Annotated in this window: 16 protein-coding genes; 6 read left to right on the top strand and 10 right to left on the bottom strand. The window is 68.0% G+C overall.

Features of this window, described 5'->3' with window-relative positions; genetic code table 11:
• Positions 1 to 38 precede the first annotated feature (38 nt).
• On the bottom strand, positions 39 to 974 hold the full coding sequence (locus BLA15945_RS34010) for a LysR family transcriptional regulator (RefSeq protein ID WP_059234778.1): 936 nt from the start codon (positions 972 to 974) through the stop codon (positions 39 to 41).
• Between the two features lie 110 nt (positions 975 to 1,084).
• On the opposite strand from BLA15945_RS34010, the gene BLA15945_RS34005 reads away from it, so the two are divergent.
• Entirely contained in the window at positions 1,085 to 2,605 is a 1,521-nt protein-coding gene (locus BLA15945_RS34005) for a CoA-acylating methylmalonate-semialdehyde dehydrogenase (protein ID WP_059234780.1), read from the top strand.
• A gap of 57 nt (positions 2,606 to 2,662) precedes the next feature.
• Here BLA15945_RS34005 and BLA15945_RS34000 read toward each other — a convergent pair whose 3' ends face one another.
• The 8 genes from BLA15945_RS34000 to BLA15945_RS33965 form a co-directional block, all read right to left on the bottom strand.
• Complete coding sequence (locus tag BLA15945_RS34000) at positions 2,663 to 3,547, bottom strand: MurR/RpiR family transcriptional regulator (RefSeq protein ID WP_059234782.1); 885 nt, start codon at positions 3,545 to 3,547, stop codon at positions 2,663 to 2,665.
• A 279-nt stretch (positions 3,548 to 3,826) separates the two neighbouring features.
• The gene (locus BLA15945_RS33995; protein WP_174994415.1) at positions 3,827 to 4,999 is read right to left on the bottom strand and encodes a Gfo/Idh/MocA family protein; all 1,173 of its coding nucleotides are present in this window, start codon (positions 4,997 to 4,999) and stop codon (positions 3,827 to 3,829) included.
• A 31-nt stretch (positions 5,000 to 5,030) separates the two neighbouring features.
• Positions 5,031 to 5,957: a TIM barrel protein gene (locus BLA15945_RS33990; protein ID WP_059234786.1), complete on the bottom strand. Its 927-nt coding sequence runs from the start codon at positions 5,955 to 5,957 to the stop codon at positions 5,031 to 5,033.
• 39 nt (positions 5,958 to 5,996) lie between these two features.
• Entirely contained in the window at positions 5,997 to 7,010 is a 1,014-nt protein-coding gene (locus tag BLA15945_RS33985; protein ID WP_059234789.1) for a Gfo/Idh/MocA family oxidoreductase, read from the bottom strand.
• A 59-nt stretch (positions 7,011 to 7,069) separates the two neighbouring features.
• Positions 7,070 to 7,981, bottom strand: a complete 912-nt coding sequence (locus BLA15945_RS33980; RefSeq protein ID WP_174994414.1) for a sugar phosphate isomerase/epimerase family protein — start codon at positions 7,979 to 7,981, stop codon at positions 7,070 to 7,072.
• Positions 7,982 to 8,028: 47 nt separating this feature from the next.
• Positions 8,029 to 9,054, bottom strand: coding sequence for an ABC transporter permease (locus BLA15945_RS33975; RefSeq protein WP_059234792.1), 1,026 nt, complete (start codon positions 9,052 to 9,054; stop codon positions 8,029 to 8,031).
• A gap of 27 nt (positions 9,055 to 9,081) precedes the next feature.
• On the bottom strand, positions 9,082 to 10,665 hold the full coding sequence (locus BLA15945_RS33970) for a sugar ABC transporter ATP-binding protein (protein ID WP_174994413.1): 1,584 nt from the start codon (positions 10,663 to 10,665) through the stop codon (positions 9,082 to 9,084).
• Positions 10,666 to 10,733: 68 nt separating this feature from the next.
• Positions 10,734 to 11,660, bottom strand: coding sequence for a sugar ABC transporter substrate-binding protein (locus tag BLA15945_RS33965; RefSeq protein WP_059234796.1), 927 nt, complete (start codon positions 11,658 to 11,660; stop codon positions 10,734 to 10,736).
• Between the two features lie 306 nt (positions 11,661 to 11,966).
• Between BLA15945_RS33965 and BLA15945_RS33960 the strand changes: the two genes are divergently transcribed.
• From BLA15945_RS33960 to BLA15945_RS33940, 5 genes are all read left to right on the top strand, one after another.
• Complete coding sequence (locus tag BLA15945_RS33960) at positions 11,967 to 13,925, top strand: bifunctional 5-dehydro-2-deoxygluconokinase/5-dehydro-2-deoxyphosphogluconate aldolase (RefSeq protein WP_059234798.1); 1,959 nt, start codon at positions 11,967 to 11,969, stop codon at positions 13,923 to 13,925.
• 46 nt (positions 13,926 to 13,971) lie between these two features.
• A complete protein-coding gene (gene iolD, locus BLA15945_RS33955; protein ID WP_174994412.1) occupies positions 13,972 to 15,855 on the top strand; it encodes a 3D-(3,5/4)-trihydroxycyclohexane-1,2-dione acylhydrolase (decyclizing) in 1,884 nt (627 codons plus the stop codon).
• A 62-nt stretch (positions 15,856 to 15,917) separates the two neighbouring features.
• A complete protein-coding gene (iolE, locus tag BLA15945_RS33950; protein WP_059234801.1) occupies positions 15,918 to 16,847 on the top strand; it encodes a myo-inosose-2 dehydratase in 930 nt (309 codons plus the stop codon).
• 36 nt (positions 16,848 to 16,883) lie between these two features.
• The gene (gene iolB, locus BLA15945_RS33945) at positions 16,884 to 17,702 is read left to right on the top strand and encodes a 5-deoxy-glucuronate isomerase (protein ID WP_059234804.1); all 819 of its coding nucleotides are present in this window, start codon (positions 16,884 to 16,886) and stop codon (positions 17,700 to 17,702) included.
• A 98-nt stretch (positions 17,703 to 17,800) separates the two neighbouring features.
• A complete protein-coding gene (locus tag BLA15945_RS33940) occupies positions 17,801 to 18,295 on the top strand; it encodes a heme-degrading domain-containing protein (protein WP_174994411.1) in 495 nt (164 codons plus the stop codon).
• Positions 18,296 to 18,339: 44 nt separating this feature from the next.
• Here BLA15945_RS33940 and BLA15945_RS33935 read toward each other — a convergent pair whose 3' ends face one another.
• The gene (locus BLA15945_RS33935) at positions 18,340 to 19,086 is read right to left on the bottom strand and encodes an SDR family NAD(P)-dependent oxidoreductase (protein ID WP_059234807.1); all 747 of its coding nucleotides are present in this window, start codon (positions 19,084 to 19,086) and stop codon (positions 18,340 to 18,342) included.
• Between the last annotated feature and the right edge of the window lie 29 nt (positions 19,087 to 19,115).

Raw genomic sequence — 19,115 nt, 5'->3', positions numbered from 1 at the left:
ACCCGCGTCCCGCCGCCCGGCGCCTGCGGGCGCCGCGCTCACGCGCCCGCGAAACCGCCCGCGAGCCGTTCGCGCAGGTGCCGCACGAGCGCGCGCACCGCGCTCGGCACGACCGGGCTGTACGGGCGGATCGCGAAGATGTGATCGCCGAACGCGCCCGACGGCCGCCAGCCGTCGAGCAGCGCGACGAGCCGTCCGGCGTCGAGATCGCGCTGCGCGCTGAAATCCGGCAGCAGCGCGATGCCGAGGCCGCCGAGCGCGGCCTCGCGCATCGCCTCGCTGTTGTTCGCCGCGAAACTGCCGCGCACCGGCACGCTCACGCGCTCGCGCCGCCGGCCGTGCAGCTCGAAGCTCCAGGCGGCCGGCTCGTTGTCGCGCAGGTAGCACAGGCAGCTGTGGTCGACGAGTTCGTTCGGATGACGCGGCGCGCCGCGCGCGTCGAGGTAGTCGCGGCTCGCGACGAGCAGCGAGCGCGTGTCGCACAGCTTCCACGCGACGTGGGTTTGCGGCGCGGTGGTCGTGTGACGGATCGCGAGGTCGAAGCCTTCCTGCGTCAGCGAATGCAGCCGGTCCGACAGGTCGAGCTCGATCTGCACGCCCGGATGCTGCCGCAGGAAATCGGGCAGGTGCGGCACGACCTGCTGGCGCCCGAGCGCGACCGGCACCGTCACGCGCAGCAGCCCGCGCGGCTCGCCGGCCAGATCCTTCACGCGCGCGAAGTGCTGGCCGATCGACTCGAACGCGTCGCGTGTGCTGTCGACGAGCGTCTGGCCCGCATCGGTGAGCCGCACGCTGCGCGTCGTGCGGCGCACGAGCGGCACGCCGGCCGCCTTTTCGAGATCGGCGATGCGCTGGCTCATCGCGGCCTTGCTGATGCCGAGCCGCTGCGCGGCCGCCGTGAAACTGCCGGCCGCGGCCAGCACCGTCAGCGAATGGATATGCGGCCAGAGCGCCTGGACATTTTGCTGATTCATCCACTGATTATTCAGAATTCTGAACAGTGAATCAAGTTTCGCGGCCTTCTCCCGCCCTGCCGGTTTCCCTAGACTGGGTCCTGTTCCCCCCTCACCCCCAAGGAGACACGATGAATCCGGTTCCCGCGTACACGTCCGACGCCGACGTCGGCCACTATGTCGACGGCGCGCCCGTTGCCGGCCGCAGCGGCCGCTTCCAGGACGTGCTCAATCCGGCGCTCGGCCGCGCGGTACGCCGCGTCGCACTCGCCGACGACAGCGAAGTGCAGCAGGCCGTCGCATCGGCCCACGCCGCATTCCCGGCCTGGGCCGCGACGCCGCCGATCCGCCGCGCACGCGTGCTGCACCGCTTCCTGCAGCTGATGAACGAGCACCGCGACACGCTCGCGGCGATCATCACGGCCGAGCACGGCAAGGTGTTCTCCGACGCGCAGGGCGAAGTCGCGCGCGGCATCGACATCGTCGAATTCGCGTGCGGCGTGCCGCAACTGCTGAAGGGCGACTTCACCGACCAGGTCAGCACCGGCATCGACAACTGGACGATGCGCCAGCCGCTCGGCGTCGTCGCGGGCATCACGCCGTTCAACTTCCCGTGCATGGTGCCGTGCTGGATGTTCCCGGTCGCGATCGCGACGGGCAACACGTTCGTGCTGAAGCCGAGCGAGCGCGACCCGTCGGCCGCGCTGTTCATCGCCGACCTGCTCACGCAGGCCGGGCTACCGGCCGGCGTGTTCAACGTCGTGCAGGGCGACAAGGGTGCGGTCGACGCGCTGCTCGACCACCCCGACGTGCAGGCCGTCAGCTTCGTCGGCTCGACGCCGATCGCCGCCTACGTGCAGCAGCGCGCGGTGCAGTCGGGCAAGCGCGTGCAGGCGCTCGGCGGCGCGAAGAACCATCTGGTCGTGATGCCCGATGCGAACATCGAACAGGCCGTCGACGCGCTGATCGGCGCCGCGTACGGCTCGGCCGGCGAGCGCTGCATGGCGATCAGCATCGCGGTGCTGGTCGGCGACGTGGCCGACCGGATCGTGCCGGCGGTGGCCGAGCGTGCGCGCCAGCTGGTGATCGGCGACGGCATGTCGCCGGAAGTCGAGATGGGCCCGATCGTCACCGGTGAAGCGCTGAAGCGCATCGAAGGCTATATCGAGCAAGGCGTGAACGAAGGCGCGCAACTGGTGGTCGACGGCCGCGGGCTGCGCGTGCCGGGCCGCGAGGCCGGCTTCTTCACCGGCGGCACGCTGTTCGATCACGTGACGCCCGACATGCGGATCTACAAGGAAGAAATCTTCGGGCCGGTGCTCGGCTGCGTCCGCGTGAAGGATTTCGGCGAAGCGGTCGACCTGATCAACGCGCACGAGTTCGGCAACGGCGTCGCGTGCTTCACGAGCGACGGCGGCATCGCGCGCGAATTCGCGCGGCGCATCCAGGTCGGCATGGTCGGCATCAACGTGCCGATCCCGGTGCCGATGGCCTGGCACGGCTTCGGCGGCTGGAAGAAGAGCCTGTTCGGCGACATGCACGCGTACGGCGAGGAAGGCGTGCGCTTCTACACGCGCCAGAAGTCGGTGATGCAGCGCTGGTCGTCGAGCATCGGCAAGGGCGCCGAATTCGCGATGCCGACCGCGAAGTAAGCCGGCCGGTGTGCCGCCCGCCGATCGGGGTCGCGGGCGGTACGCCGGCAGTCAAGGTCAACCGGCTTTCGAGCCGTGCGCGCCATCGGCGGTCGGCAGGTACGACAGTTCGAGCCGGTACGCGAGCGCGACGAACAGGCTCTGCGCGAGGCCCATCGTGGCCGTCAGCGCGCGAAAGCCGAACGTCTCGCTGTCCTGCACCATCAGCGTCACCTCGGCCTCCCGTGCGAGCGGGCTCATCCGGCTGTCGGTGATCGCGATCACGCGCGCGCCGCGCTGCACGGCCTGCTGCGCGACCTGGACGGTTTCCTCCGCATACGGCATGAACGAGATCACGATCATCACGTCGCCCTCGCGCACCGAGCGGATCTGCCCGAGATGCATGCTGCCGAGCGCGCTGAACAGCCCGATGCGCTTGTCGGTGTGCTGCAGCGCATAGTCGAGATACACGGCGATCGGAAACGCGCGCCGCGAACCGGCAATCCAGATCGCCTGCGTGTTCGCGAGCAGGTCGACGGCCTGCGCGAGCGCCTGCGAATCGAGCGTCTGCCGCAGCTGCTGCATGCCGGCAATGCTGCCCTTGATGAATTCGTCGGCGATCTGTTGGGGCTGCAGGCTCGACGAGCCCGCTTCGATCACGTCGCGCAGCCGCAGGTTGTAGGCACGCCCCGGCGCGATCTGCTGCGCGAGCCCTTCGCGGAACAGCCGCTGCATCTCCGAGAACCCGGAGAAGCCGAAGTGCTTTGCGAAACGCACGACGGCCGACGGCTGGACGCCGCACGCCTCCGCGAGCGACTGGATGCCTTCCAGCCCAAGCTGGTCCCGATGCGTTTCCACGTGGCGCGCAATCACCTTCAGGCGATTGCTGAGGCCGTCGTATTCCTGCGTCAGATGCTGCAGGAACTGCTCGACGGTGGCGGGAGGTTTCTCGGATGAACTCATCGGATAGCGCGAAGTTGACGGCCCCGATGCGCGCGATACTGGCAGGCGCGGCCCGGGACTCGACTGGATACATGCATGAAGGGCGAATTTAATCACGTTTGCGGCACGGCCCGCGCCGCGCGCTCGCTCCCACGCGCTCGATCATCACTTGCACACGCTCCACGGCAAGACTGGAAGCGATTGTCCAACGCTCTCGCGGCGTCGTAAAGATTAGGGTGTGTACCGAGGCCGGCTGTCGACGGGCAACCTGGCGTCGCCCGCGCAGCCGGCCTGCCCTGCTCACCGATAGTCGACCCACACGCTGCCCGCGTCGGCGGAGCGCACGCAATTCTCGACCCAGCGGACACCTTCCACACCCGCATGAACGTCCGGATAACGGATCTGCTTCAATGCGTCGACGTCACCGCGATCGGCCGCATCCATCGCGAGCGCGAAGCGCGCGTAGAGATTGGACCACGCCTCGAACAGCCCTTCCGGATGCCCGGCGCCGATGCGGTCCTCGCGCAGTGCCGCCGGGTGCAGGTAGCCCATCCCGCGATCGAGCACCTGCGCGGGCTGCCCCTGCACTTCGTAGCGCAGCTGGTTCGGGTGCTCGTCCCACCATTCGACGCTCGCCTTCGAGCCGATCACGCGCACCTTCTGGCTGTGCATCGAGCCCGCGTTCACCGCGCTCGACCACACGTAGCCGACCGCGCCGGTGTCGTATTCCATGATCGTGAACGCGTTGTCCTCGAGCGGTGCGCGGCTCTTCACGAAGCTCTGCCGCGAACACATCAGCCGCCGGATCTTCAGCCCGGGCACCATCACCTCGGAGATGTACAGCGGATGCGTGCCGATGTCGCCGAGCACGTAGCTCGGGCCCGCGAACTTCGGGTCGACGCGCCAGCGCGCGGCCGCGCTCGCGGCCTCGACGCCCTCGCTGTGGAACCCGTGTGCGAACTGCATCTGCACGATGCGGATCTCGCCGAGATCGCCGCGGGCGATCATCTCGCGCGCCTGTTCGATCATCTGGTGTCCGGAATAGCCGTACGCGACGCCGACGATCCGGTTCTTCTCGACCGACAGGCGCTGCAGCGCCTCGGCCTCCTCGGTGGTGAAGCACAGCGGCTTCTCGCAGACCACGTGCAGCCCCGCATGCAGCGCGGCGCGGCAGATCTCGAAATGCGTGTTGTTCGGCGTCGCGATCGACACCGCGCGGATACCGTCCGGGCGGCGCGCCTCGGCGTCGAACATCGTCGCGTAGTCGGGATAGCAGCGCTCGGCCGCGACGCCGAGCTTCACGCCGAACTGGCGGCCGCGTTCGGGGTCGATGTCGAATGCGCCGGCGACCAGCTGGAAGCTGCCGTCGCGCAACGCGGCCGACCGGTGGCTGTAGCCGATCTGGCTGCCGAGCCCGCCGCCGACCATGCCCCAGCGAATCGAATGTCCAAGCAGAATCTGTCCGTCAATCATGATGGTGGTGTTCCTGGTGCGGGTTCAGGGGTCATGCAAAACCGGCCGACGCGAGAAACGCGCGGCTCGCGGCGACGTCGCGCAGGCTCGTGCCGGCATTGCGCGGATCGCGCTCCTGTTCGATCGTGATGTACCCGGCGTAGCCGATGTCGTCGAGCGCCTGGCGGATCGAACGGTAGTCGAGCACGCCGGTGCCGATCGGGCACATCACGCCGCGCGCGCATGCGGCGAAGAACGCGATGTGCTCGCCCATCACCGTGTCGTACACGGCCGCGTCGATATCCTTGAAATGCACGTAGTCGAGACGCGCCGCGTGGCGACGCAGCCACGTTTCCGGGTCCATGCCCGAGTAATGCAGGTGGCCGGTGTCGAGACAGAGGCCGGCCGTGTCGGCGGGAATATCGGCGACGATCCGGTCGATCTCGTCCGCGAACTCGATGTAGCCGCCCGCATGCGGATGGATCACCGCGCGCACGCCGAATTCGTCGCGTGCGATCGTCGCGATCTGCCGGATATGGTCGACCATGCCCGCCCAGCGCTCGCCGGACAGCCGCGGCGCGCGATCGGCATGACCGGCCGCGTAGTCACGCTCCTCGTGCCCCCAGTCCATCACGACCAGGTATGGCGCCGCGTAACGCTGGCCATCCTGCGTCGGCAGCTTCGGCAGCCGCGTGATCAGCGCGCAGATGTCGCGCGTCTGGCGCAGCAGGTTCGGCAGGTTCTCCGGCGACACGAGATCGTCGAAGATCGTGCCGGCGGTGATGCTCAGGCGCTGCCGCTCGAGTTCCGCGCTCACCACGTCGAGTTCGAGCGGAATATAGCCGTACGGCCCGAGCTCGATGCCCGAGTAGCCGGCCTGCGCGGCCTCGGCGAGCACATGCCGCCACGGCGGCAGATGCGGGTTCTTCACGTCGTCGACGCCCCAGCAGCACGGGGCGCAACCAATCTTCATCGTCATGTCGGTCTTCCCGGCAGGTCAGCGGCGCGCGGCCTCGGGTCAGCCGCGATAGAACGCGGGACGCTCGGCCATCGCGATCGGCTCGACCGCGCCGCTCTTTTGCGCCCGCACGCAGGCGTCGGCCGCGACCGCCGCCGCGTAGCCGTCCCATGCGGACGGCCCGGTGAGCGCGCCCTGCCGCACGCCGTCGATGAACGCCTGCAGCTCGACGTCGTACGACGCGATGAAACGCTCCTTCCAGTCGGTCATGATCTCGACCGACTGCCGCGCCGCATGCTTGAGCCCGACGGCCGGCGGATCGGGCAGCTTCGCGATGCCCTGCTCGCCGACCACCTCGCACTGGATGTCGTAGCCGTACTGGCAGTTCACGAAGATCTCGACGTCGATGCGCACACCGCTCGCGGTTTCCAGCAGCACGATCTGCGGATCGGCGAGATGCGCGGACGCATGGCGCGTCTTCTTCGGATAGACGACCTGCGTGCTCGTGTAGTCCTCGCCGAGCAGCCAGCGCAGCACGTCGAGTTCGTGAATCAGCGTATCGGTGATCGCCATGTCGGTCGTGTAGCGCTCGCCGACCGACTGGTTGCGGTGCGCGCAATGCAGCATCAGCGGCGCGCCGATCTCGCCGCTGTCGATCACGCGCTTCAGCGCGCGATAGCCTTCGTCGTACGGCCGCATGAAGCCGACCTGCACGAGCCGCTTGCCGTGCGCGACTTCCGCTTCGACGATCCGCATGCAGCCGTCGGCCGTCACCGCGAGCGGCTTCTCGCAGAACACGGGCTTGCCGTGCGCGATCGCGTCGAGCACGAACGCTTCGTGCGTCGGCCCCCACGACGTGACGAGCACGGCCTGCACGTCGGCAGCCGCGACCACTTCATGGCCGTCGCCGTAGATCTCGGCATCGAGGCCGTATTTCGACACCGCGTCGCGCGCCTGCTGCGGATCGATGTCGTTGACGGCCACGACGCGTGCACCGGACAGCGTGCGGGTCAGTCTGCGGATATGGTCCTGGCCGATCGCGCCGCAGCCGATCACGCCGATTTGCAAGGTCATCTACGAGTCTCCAGTCGTTCATCAGCGGCGCGGCCCGTGCCGCGCCGGTCAGCATTGGGTCAGCGCGCGGTGCGATCGAAATGACGATCGACGTAGCGCTGGATCGTGTCGCGCATGTAACGCGACGACACTTCCGCGCGGTCCTCCCACGCGAACACGCACGACGACATCACGCCGTCGAAGCCTGCCGCGCCGAGGGCGCCGAAAAACAGGTCCCAGTCGATCTCGCCCTGCCCGATGTCGAGATGCTGGTGCACGCGGATCTGGGTCGAGCCGGGCGGGTTCACGATGTAGCGCAGCTGGCTGCTCTTGCGGTGGTCGAAGGTATCGGCCACGCGCACGTGCGCCAGGATCGGCGCGGCCTGCGCGATCATCACGGCCATGTCGTCGCCGTAGTAGAACGTGTGCGGCGCGATGTACGACAGCTTCAGCGACGGCGAAGCGAGATTCGTGACGATGTCGATCGCCGGCTGCAGCTGCTCGATCCAGTCCTCCGGATGCGGCTCGACCGACAGCACGATGCGTTCGCGCTCGAGGATCGGCAGCAGCTCGTCCATCGACCGGAACCACGCGGCCTCGCACAGCTCCTTCGGGTTCGCGCCCGGCCGCTCGCCGACCGAACGCTCGGGCGACGCGCCGCGCCCGAACTCCGACACCATCAGCGCGCACTCCATCTCGACCGCCACTTCGATCGCCTTCTTCCAGCACCGCACGGCCCATTGCCGCTCGTCCTCGAACGGGCTCGCCCAGCGGTACATCGGCTGCAGCGACGCAAGGCCGACGCCGCTCGCACGCATCGCCTGACGGAACGCGGCCATGCGCTCGCGCGTCGCGCGCGGCATCACCCACCAGTCGAGAAAGTCGCTGCGCGGCGACAATTCGATCTGGTCGTAGCCGAGCTCGGCCACCGCGTGCGGCAGCCGGTCGAGCGGCAGGTGACGAATCATGTAAGGGTCCAGCGCGATCTTCATCAGGCTTCCTTCGCGAATGCGGTTACCGGCTCGACGCGTGCGTCCGCTCAGCGGCGCGTCTTCTTGTTGCGGTACTGGTCGGCGATCACGGCCGCGACGATGATCGCGCCCTTCACCATCTCCTGGTAATACGCGTCGATGCGGATGAACGTGAAGCCCGACGTCATCACGCCGAGGATCAGCACGCCGATCACGGTGCCCGTCACGCGGCCGAGGCCGCCCGACAGCGACGTGCCGCCGATCACGACAGCCGCAATCGCATCGAGCTCGTACATCACGCCCATGCCCGACTGGCCGGAGATCGCGCGTGCCGCGGTCACGGTGCCTGCGATACCGCTCAGGAGGCCCGCGATCGCATAGACGAAGATCAGGTGCCGCGTGACGTTGATGCCCGACACGACGGCCGCGTGGCGGTTCGCGCCGATCGCATAGGTGTACTTGCCGAAGCGCGTGTAGCGCAGCACGACGTGGAAGATCGCGGCGATCACGAGGAAGATGATCACCGGATTGGCGCCCGCGCCGATCGCCGCGAACGGGTCGGTCAGCATCGACACCGGCATCCCGTTGGTGAACCACTTCGCGAAGCCGCGCGCGGCAACCATCGTGCCGAGCGTCGCGATGAACGGCGGGATCCCCGTCATCGCGATCAGCGTGCCGTTCAGCAGGCCGACCAGCAGCCCGACGCACACGCCGGCTAGCACCGGCCAGATGATCGGCAGGTCGGTCAGGTGCGGAAACACCGCGCGCGGGAAATCCGACACCTGCGCGAGACTCGCCGATACGACGGCAGCGGCGGCAACGACCGATCCCGACGACAGGTCGATCCCGCTGGTGATGATCACGAGGTTCACGCCAACCGCGATGATGCCGATCACGGCCATCTGCAGCACGATGATCTCGAGCCGCTCGGCGTTGAACAGGAAGCTCTGGCCGACGACGATCCAGCCGACGATCTCGAAGAACAGGCTGATGCCGACCAGCACGAGGAAGATGCTCAGCTCGGGCGGCCACTTCGTGTGCCGCGACTTGAGTGTCATGGTCTGCGCATCCGCGACCGGGTTCAGGTTGCCCATTTCAGTTGTCTCCAATCTTGTTACGGCTCAGCGCGACGCGAGATCCATGATGCGGACCTGGTCGGCGTCCTTGCGATCGACGATGCCGGTCATGCGCCCTTCGTGCATCACCATCACGCGATCGCTCATCCCCAGCACTTCCGGCATCTCCGACGAGATCATCAGCACCGCGACGCCCTTGCCGGCGAGCGCGCTGACGAGCCGGTGGATCTCGGCCTTCGCGCCGACGTCGATGCCGCGCGTCGGTTCGTCGAGGATCAGGATGCGCGGCTGCGTGAGCAGCCAGCGGCCGATCAGCACCTTCTGCTGGTTGCCGCCCGACAGGTTCTGGATTTCCTCGTGCAGCCCCGGCGACTTCACGCGCAGCGTCCGGCTCATTTCCTCGCAGTCGCGCTTCAGTTGCGCCTGCTGCACGAAGTTGAATTTCACGTAGCGGCTGCTGAGCACGGCCGCTTCCATGTTCGCGAGCAGGTCGAGATTCAGGAAGCAGCCGCTGTCCTTGCGATCCTCGGTGAGGAACGCCATCCCATGCTTCATCGCCTGTGCGGGCGTCGCGATCCGCACCGGCTTGCCGTCGATGCGAATCTCGCCCGACGTGGCCGGCACGACGCCGAACAGCGCCTCCGCGACGTTCGAGCGCCCGGAGCCGACGAGGCCCGCGACGCCGAGGATTTCTCCGGCGCGCAGCTCGAAGCTCACGTCGCGGAACACGCCGTCGACGCCGAGATCCTTCACCGACAGCACGACATCGCCGATCGGCACTTCTTCCTTCGGGAACATCTGCGTGATTTCGCGCCCGACCATCATGCGAATGATGTCGTCGCGCGTGACGTCGCTCGAGGCATGCGTGCCGATGTACTTGCCGTCGCGGAACACCGAGAACTCGTCGGCGATCTCGAACAGCTCGTTCATCTTGTGCGTGATGTAGACGATGCCCTTGCCCTGCTCGCGCAGCTGGCGAATGATCCGGAACAGGTGCGTGACTTCCTTGTCGGTCAGCGCGGAGGTCGGCTCGTCCATGATCAGCACGTCGGAGTCGAACGACACGGCCTTCGCGATCTCCACCATCTGGCGGCTCGCGACCGTCAGCGTGCGCACGTCGGTTTCCGGATCGATGTCGATCGACAGCCGCTCGAACAGCGCGGCCGTGCGGCGGCGCAATTCGGCGTGATCGATCAGGCCGAAGCGGTTCTTCGGTTCGCGGCGGATCCAGATGTTCTCCGCGACCGTCATGTACGGCATCAGGTTGAGTTCCTGGTGGATCATCGCGATCCCGCGGTCGAGCGCATCGAGCGGGCCGTTCAGCACGACCGGTTCGCCGTTGATCAGGATCTCGCCCTGGTCGGGCGTGTAGACGCCCGCGATGATCTTCATCAGCGTGGACTTGCCGGCACCGTTCTCGCCCATCAGCGCATGAACGGTGCCGCGGCGCACGCGAAACTGCACGCCGTCGAGCGCGACGACGCCGGGAAAGGACTTGCCGACGCCGCGCACCTCGAGCACGCAGTCGGCCGCGGAAGAAGCCGGCGCACCGGACTGGCCGGCCGCGCCGGACGAAGCGGCCGGCGCGTCGCCGCCGGCCATCGGGCGCGCGACTCTGGCTGTAAACATGGACGTTCCTCGACAAGTCGCGCGCGAACCCGGCCGTGCCGGGCCCGCGCAGTTCAACGGATCACCGGTCAGTGCTTCGCGTACTGGCTCATGTTCTCGGGCGTCACGAGCTCGAACGGCACGTTCACGTAGCGGTCGACCGGCTGCTTCTTCGCGAGCTTGAGCGCGGCGGCCACCGCCTGCGCACCCTGCCCGGCCGCATTCTGGTAGACCGACACCTTCAGCTCGCCGGCCTTCATCGACGCGAGACCGTCCGGCGTCGCGTCGATACCCGCGACGACGGTTTTCGGCGTCAACTTGCGCGCGGCCTTCAGCGCATTGATCGCGCCGATCGCCATTTCGTCGTTGTTCGACACGATCGCGTCGAACTTCGTCCCGGAGCTCAGCCAGTTCATCGTGATGTCCTGGCCCTGCGTGCGGCTCCACTTGCCTTCGCGCTTGTCGACGATCTTCATGCCCGAGCAATCCTTCGTCGCGATCACGTCCTCGATGTCCTTGGTGCGGGCGCGCGCCGATTCGTTGGACAGCTCGCCCATCAGCACGAGGAGGTCGCCCTTGCCGCCGAGCAGCTTGCACACCTGGCGCGCCTGCAGCGTGCCCGACTGCTTCTCGTCGGACGCGACGACCGCGACACCCGCCGGCAGCTTGTCGAAGTCGACCGGCTTGCGGTTCACGTAGACGAGCGGAATCTTCGCGGCGGTCACCATCTTCGTGATCTTCGGCGTCGCGTCGGTATCGACCGCGTTCACGATGATCGCGTCGACCTTCTGCGCGATCATGTTCTGGACCTGGCTCAACTGCTTGCCGACGTCATTGCCGCCGTCCTCGATCTGCACCGTCGCGCCGTCCTTCTTCGCCGAATCGGCGATGCTGTTGCGCAGGATGGTCAGGAACGTGTCGTCGAACGATGCCATCGTCACGCCGATCTTCTCGGCATGCGCGAGCGGCGCAGCCAGGATCGCGGCGGCCGCGACGGCCATCAGCTTGGTCTTCATGATCAATCTGTCTCCTCATCTCCGGGGGGCGGAAGACGGCGCGTTGCGCGCCGCCGGGCCGAGTCCGATACGGACTGAAGCATCCGGATGAAACTGTAGATCACTTCCTCGAAAATTTGGAAATTTATTTCTACGTGATTTCACCTAGGGAACTGGATTTCCAAAAAGTCTAGACTGCGTTCGTAGCCCGATTTCCTGCGGCAGGCAGTCCCGCGTCGTGCAGCGCACGTTGCGGACCGTGGCCACAGGATCGGTCCCCTAATCTGCCGGCAGCGCCGAACGCCGGCCGCGAGCGTGACACGTGATATGAGCCTGCTGAACTTTCCGAGTGACCGCCCCATCGATCTCGCCTGCCTCGGCCGCGTGGCCGTGGATCTCTATGCGCAGCAGTACGGCAGCCGCCTCGAAGACGCGCGCAGCTTCCAGATGTATCTCGGCGGCTCGTCGGGCAACGTCGCGTTCGGCGTCGCCCGGCTCGGGCTGAAGACCGCGATGATTTCGCGCGTCGGCGACGAGCAGATGGGCCGCTTCCTGCGCGAAACGCTCGAGCGCGAAGGCTGCGACACGAGCCAGCTGCAGACCGACCGCGAGCGCCTCACCGCGCTGGTGCTGCTCGGGCTGAAGGATCGCGACACGTTTCCGCTGCTGTTCGTGCGCGAAAACTGCGCGGACATGGCCGTGCGCGCCGACGAGATCAGCGAGGATTTCATCGCCGGTTGCCGCGCGCTGGCGATCACCGGCACGCACCTGTCGACACCGGCCACGCGCGAAGCGTCGCTGACCGCGCTCGGCTATGCGCGCCGCCACGGCGTCGTGCGGATCCTCGACATCGACTACCGCCCCGTGCTGTGGGGCCTGACCGCGCGCGGCGCGGGCGAAAACCGCTACGTGCCGGACGCGCAGGTGACGCGGCAACTGCAGCAGGTGCTCGGCGAATTCGACCTGCTGGTCGGCACCGAAGAGGAATTCCTGATCGCGGGCGGCGTGCCGCACGACCTGACCGGGTCGTTGCGAGCGGTGCGCGCGATCACGAACGCGACGCTGGTCGTCAAGCGCGGCGCGCTCGGCTGCTGCGTGATCGAAGGCGGCATTCCGGCCAGCATCGACGACGCGCCGACCTTCCTCGGCGAACGTGTCGAGGTGCTCAACGTGCTCGGCGCGGGCGACGCGTTCCTGTCGGGCCTGCTGTCGGGGCTGCTGCGCGGGCGCGACTGGGGCGAATCGACGCGCATCGCGAACGCGTGCGGCGCGATCGTCGTGTCGCGCCATGCGTGCTCGGCCGCGATGCCGACGCCGGCCGAACTCGCGCACTGGTTCGACGGCAGCCGCAATCCGGTGGTCGACGCCGACCGCACGCTCGCGCACCTGCATCGCGTGACGGTGCCGCGCCGCGAATGGGACGACCTGTGCGTGATGGCATTCGACCATCGCAGCCAGTTCTACGAACTCGCGGTGCAGGCCGGCGCGGACGAAGCGCGGGTCAAGACGCTGAAGCGGCTGCTCGTGCGTGCGGTCGAGCAGGTCGAGCGCGATCGTCATATCGAAGGCCACGTCGGCGTGCTGATCGACGGCGGCGCCTACGGCAGCGACGCACTCGCGTCGGCCACCGGGCGCGGCTGGTGGGTCGGCCGCCCGGTCGAGCTGCCGGGCTCGAGACCGCTGCGGTTCGACGAAACGCGCTCGGTCGGCTCGTCGCTCACGCACTGGCCGACCGAACAGGTCGTGAAGTGCCTCGTCCACTATCACCCCGACGACGACGTCGACCTGCGCGTCGAACAGGAACAGCGCGTGCTGGAACTGTGGGAAGCCACGCGGGCCAGCGGCAACGAACTGCTGCTGGAAATGATTCCGCCGCGCGCGGTCACGCCGGCCGGCACCGAGGACGACGCGGTGCTGCGCACGGTCGCGCGCTTCTACAACCTCGGCGTGAAGCCCGAATGGTGGAAGCTCACGCCGCTGAGCGCGGACGGCTGGACACGGCTCGCCGCGCTGATCGCGGAGCGCGACCCGCACTGCCGCGGCGCGGTGATCCTCGGCCTGAACCAGCCGCTGCAATACCTCGTCGACAGTTTCCGCTCGGCGACCAACCCGATCGTCAAGGGCTTCATGGTCGGGCGCACGCTGTGGGCCGATGCGTCGCTGAACTGGTTCGCCGGCCGCATCGACGACCAGGCGCTGATCGACGAAGTGGCCGGCAATTTCGCGCAACTGGTCGACGCGTGGCTCGGCCGCCGCGCCGCCGCGCGCGCCGCCGCAGCAGCCTGATGACCGTGCCCGTGACGACCACCCGATTCCTCTCTATCGACCGACGATGACCACCACCGTGAGACTGACCGTCAGCCAGGCGCTCGTGCGCTACCTGGCCGCCCTGCGCGCCGAAGTCGTCCAGCCCGACGGCCGGACCGAAATCCTGCCGTACTGCGGCGGCGTGTTCGCGATCTTCGGCCACGGCAACGTGGCCGGGCTCGGCGAAGCGCTGCATGCCGAGCAGGACCGGCTGCCGACGTTCCGCGCACACAACGAGCAAGGGATGGCCAACGCGGCCGTCGCGTTCGCGAAAGCGAATTTCCGCCAGCGGATGATGGCCGCGACGTCGAGCATCGGCCCCGGCGCAACCAACATGCTGACGTCGGCCGCGCTGGCGCACGTCGGCCGGCTGCCGCTGTTGCTGCTGCCCGGCGACGTGTTCGTGTCGCGGCTGCCCGACCCGGTGCTGCAGCAGGTCGAGGATTTCGAACAGGGCGACGTCAGCGCGAACGACTGCTTCCGGCCCGTGACGCGCTACTTCGACCGCATCACGTCGCCCGAGCAGCTGCTCGTCGCGCTGCCGCGCGCGATCCAGGTGATGACCGACCCCGCGCAGTGCGGCCCGGTGTGCCTCGCGCTGCCGCAGGACGTGCAGACCTTCGCATACGACTGGCCCGAGGATTTCTTCGCGCCGCCGGTGATCCGGATGCGCCGGCCGCCGGCCGACGCGCTCGAACTCGCCGACGCGCTCGACGTGCTGAAAGCCGCGAAGAAGCCGCTGATCGTCGCTGGCGGCGGCGTGCTGTACAGCCAGGCGTGGGACGCACTGCGCGCGTTCGCCGACACGCACGGCGTGCCGGTCGCCGAATCGCAGGCCGGCAAGGGCAGCCTCACGTGGAATCACCCGCTGAACCTCGGCTCGATCGGCGTAACGGGTTCGCCCGCCGCGAACCGCGCGGCCGCGCAGGCCGACGTCGTGTTCGCGGTCGGCACGCGGCTGCAGGATTTCACGACCGGCTCGCATGCGCTGTTTGGCAACGCGACGCTGCTGAGCCTGAACGTGCAGCCGTTCGACGCCGGCAAGAAACGCGGCCGGCAATTGATCGCCGACGCACGCACGGGCCTCGGCCAGCTGTCGGCCGCGCTGGCCGGCTGGCATGCCGACCCCGCGTGGACGGCCTCGAATCGCGACCAGGCCGCCGCGTGGAACGCGCGCGTCACCGAGCTGACGACGCGCATTCCGGCGGACACGCTGCCGTACGACGCGGAAGTGATCGGCGCGGTGCGCGACTCCGCGGCCGACGCGGGACGCGACAGCGCACGCGACGATCTCGTCGTCTGCGCGGCCGGCACGCTGCCGGCCGAATTGCACAAGCTGTGGCGCAGCGGCGTGCCGGGCAACTATCACATGGACTATGCGTACTCGTGCATGGGCTACGAAGTCGCAGGCGGCCTCGGCGCGAAACTCGCGCGGCCCGAACGCGAAGTGATCGTGATCGTCGGCGACGGCTCGTACATGATGCTCAACGCCGAACTCGCGACGTCCGTGATGCTCGGCCGCAAGCTGATCGTCGTGATCCTCGACAACCGCGGCTACGGCTGCATCGAGCGGCTGCAGCTGAACTGCGGCGGGGCGAGCTTCAACAACATGCTCGACGACTGCGTGCCGGAGGGCGGCGAGCGCTCGACGATCGACTTCGCGATGCATGCCCGCGCGATGGGCGCCGAAGCCGTGCACGTGCGCGACATCGCCGAGCTACGCCGGGAAATGACGCGCGCCCGCGCAGCGAAGAAGAGCCAGGTGCTCGTGATCGACACCACGCACCGGCGCACGACCGACGACGGCGGCGCGTGGTGGGAAGTCGCGGTGCCGCAGGTGTCCGAACGCACCGGCGTCGACGCCGCACACCGCGCGTATCTCGACGCGAAGACCCGGCAGCGGCGTTGACTACGAACGCTGTCCACGAACCCGCCCCGCACCCCCCATCATTCGAACCAAGGAAGCACGTCATGAGCTGGAACGTCCGCATCGGCATCAATCCCCTGTCGTGGATGAACGACGACCTGCCGTCGCTCGGCGGCGAGACGCCGCTCGAAACGGCACTGAAGGAAGGCGCCGAAATCGGCTATGCGGGCTTCGAGCTCGGCAACAAGTTTCCGAAGACGGGCCCCGAGCTGAAGGCGAAGCTCGCCGAGTTCGGCCTCGTGTGCGTGTCCGGCTGGTATTCGGGCTTCCTCGCGGAAGTCGCGCCGGGCATGAGCGACGCCGACGCGGTCGCGGCAGAGATCGAGCGCTGCCGCGCGCACATGACGAAGCTGCAGTTCAACGACGTGAAGGTCGTCGTCTACGGCGAATGCGCGGGCACGATCCAGGGCAACATCGAGACGCCGGTCGCGAAACGGCCGCGTTTCGTCGACGACGCAGCCTGGCAGCGCTACGCGGCGCGCCTCGATGCGTTCGGCGCGCACCTGCTCGACACATACGGGATCAAGCTCGCCTACCATCACCACATGGGCGCATACGTCGAGTCGCCGGACGACGTCGACCGGCTGATGGCGTTGACCGACCCGGCGAAGGTGTTCCTGCTGTTCGACACGGGCCATGCGTATTTCGGCGGTGCGACCGATCCGGTGACGCTGCTGAAGAAGCACGTGTCGCGTGTCGCGCACGTGCACTGCAAGGACGTGCGGCCGCAGGTCGTCACGCAGGCGCGCAACGACGGCTGGAGCTTCCTGAACGGCGTGATCAACGGCACGTTCACCGTGCCGGGCGACGGTGCGCTCGATTACGACGCGACGCTGCGCACGCTGAAGGACGCCGGCTACGAAGGCTGGCTCGTCGTCGAGGCCGAGCAGGATCCGGCCGTCGCGCCGAGCTATGCCTATGCGAAAAAGGGCTACGAGTCGCTGCGTGCGATCGTCGACCGGTTGAGCGCGTGAGCGCGTGAGCCCTACCCTATTGCGGAGCCCCTCCCCATGACGATTTCTCCCCTGCTGGTCAAGGCATCCGCCGACCGCGAAATCTGCAACGTCACGCCCGAATCGGCCGGCTGGAAGCATGTCGGCTTTCGCGCGCTGCGCCTGAAGGCCGGCGACGCCGAAACGCTCGACACCGGCACGCGCGAGCTGTGCGTCGTCGTGCTGACGGGCACCGTGCGTGCCGAAGTCGACGGCGCAACCTACGATGCGCTCGGCAAGCGCGACAGCGTGTTCGAGGAGGTCTCGCCGGACGCGCTGTACGTGCCGGGCGGCAAGCGCGTCACGCTGATCGCGACGCGCGATGCGGAAATCGCGCTGTGCACCGCGCCGTACGCGAGCGGCGACAAGCCCGTGCGGCGCCTCGACGGCGAACGGATGCGCCGCTCGGTGCGCGGGCAAGGCACCAACACGCGCTACGTGTGCGACATCCTGATGGGCGACAACCCGGCCGCCGACCGGCTGCTCGTGGTCGAAGTCGTGACGCCGGCCAGCCATTCGAGCAGCTATCCGCCGCACAAGCACGACCGCGACGCCGCGCCCGACGAAACCTCGCTCGAGGAAACCTACTATCACCGGATCGACCCGCCGCAGGGCTTCGCATTCCAGCGCGTGTACACGGACGACCGCAGCCTCGACGAAGCATGCGCGGTCGAGAACCACGACGTCGTGATGGTGCCGCGCGGCTACCATCCGGTCGTCGCGCCGCACGGCTACAACCTGTACTACCTGAACGTGATGGCCGGGCCGAGCCGCGCGTGGGCGTTCAAGAACGACCCCGCGCACGAGTGGATGCTCGACGCGGCGCCAAAACGCTGACATGCCGCAGCACTGAACGGACGACGGGCCCGCGCGCGGCCCGCGACGATGCGACGCCCGGCACGCGCACACTGAGCCGGCGACGCCACGGAGCCGCCATGGTGACGACCCTCTTTCGCCTCGAACCCCATCCCTTCGACGACGACGCGTCGAATCCGGCGCTGCCGCGCTTCAATGCGGCCGTCGCACGCCAGATCGGGGAAATCGCGGTCAACCTCGCGACGCGGCGCGGGCTGCCGATCGCGGTGAGCATCGTCGGCGAGGAGGCGCCGCTGTTCTACTGCGCGCTCGACGGCAGCGATGCAAACGACAGCGACGCGATCCGCCGCCGGCAGAACACGGTGCTGCGTTTCGGCCTGAGTTCGCTCGCGGTCGGCGCGCGCTTTCGCCGCGCCGGCTGGTCGCTGCAATCGCAGGGCTTGTCGGACGACGACTATGCGCTCGACGGCGGCAGCGTACCGTTGCGGATCGCCAGCGCAGGCATCGTCGGCGCGATGACGATCGCAGGGCTCGATTCCGAAGACAATCACGCGCTCGTCGTCGAGAGCCTGCAGTGGCACGTCGGCGCGAACGCGCTGGCGATGCTCGCGTAACGGCGCAATCGGCGCACGCGCGCCGATCGCGCAATCCCGCCGGATCAGTTCAGCCCGCCGCTCACGACGAGGTGCTCGCCGGTCAGCCAGCGGGCATCGTCCGATGCGAGGAACACGGCCACCGACGCGATGTCGTCCGGTTCGCCGAGGCGGCCGAGCGGCGTCTCGCTGCGCACCTGCTTGTCGAGATCCGAGCCGATGAAGCCCGCGCTGTGCGTGCCTTCGGTCACGATCATGCCGGGGTTGATCGCGTTCACGCGGATCTTGCGCGGGCCGAGTTCGAGCGCGAGCACGCCGGTGATCGCGTCGACCGCGCCCTTCGTGCCGCTGTACACGGCGCTGGCCGGCGGCGTGATGCTGGTCACCACCGAGCTGATGTTGATGATGCTCGCGCCTTCGCCGAGATGCTTGACGGCCGCCTGAGTGGTCAGCAGCACGCCGAACACGTTCGTGTCGAACTGACGGCGATAGTGCTCTTCGGTGATCGCTTCGATCGGCGCGAATTCGTACACGCCGGAATTGTTGACGAGCACGTCGAGACGGCCGTACGTGTCGATCGCCGTATCGACGATGCGTTGCGCGTCGGCCGCCTTCGACACGTCGCCGCCGACCGCGACTGCGCGGCCGCCCGCTTCGACGATCGCGCTCACGACCGCATCGGCGCCCGCCTTGCTGCTCGCGTAGTTGACGACGACCGACGCGCCTTCGACGGCCAGTGCCTTCGCGATCGCCGCGCCGATGCCCTTCGATGCGCCCGTGACGATCGCTACCTTGCCTGCCAGCTTGCTCATGATTTCATTCCTCGGTCAGAAGACGTTCG

The organism is Burkholderia arboris (genome assembly GCF_902499125.1).
Classification (GTDB): domain Bacteria; phylum Pseudomonadota; class Gammaproteobacteria; order Burkholderiales; family Burkholderiaceae; genus Burkholderia; species Burkholderia arboris.
This window is presented reverse-complemented; position numbering and strand designations above follow the sequence as displayed.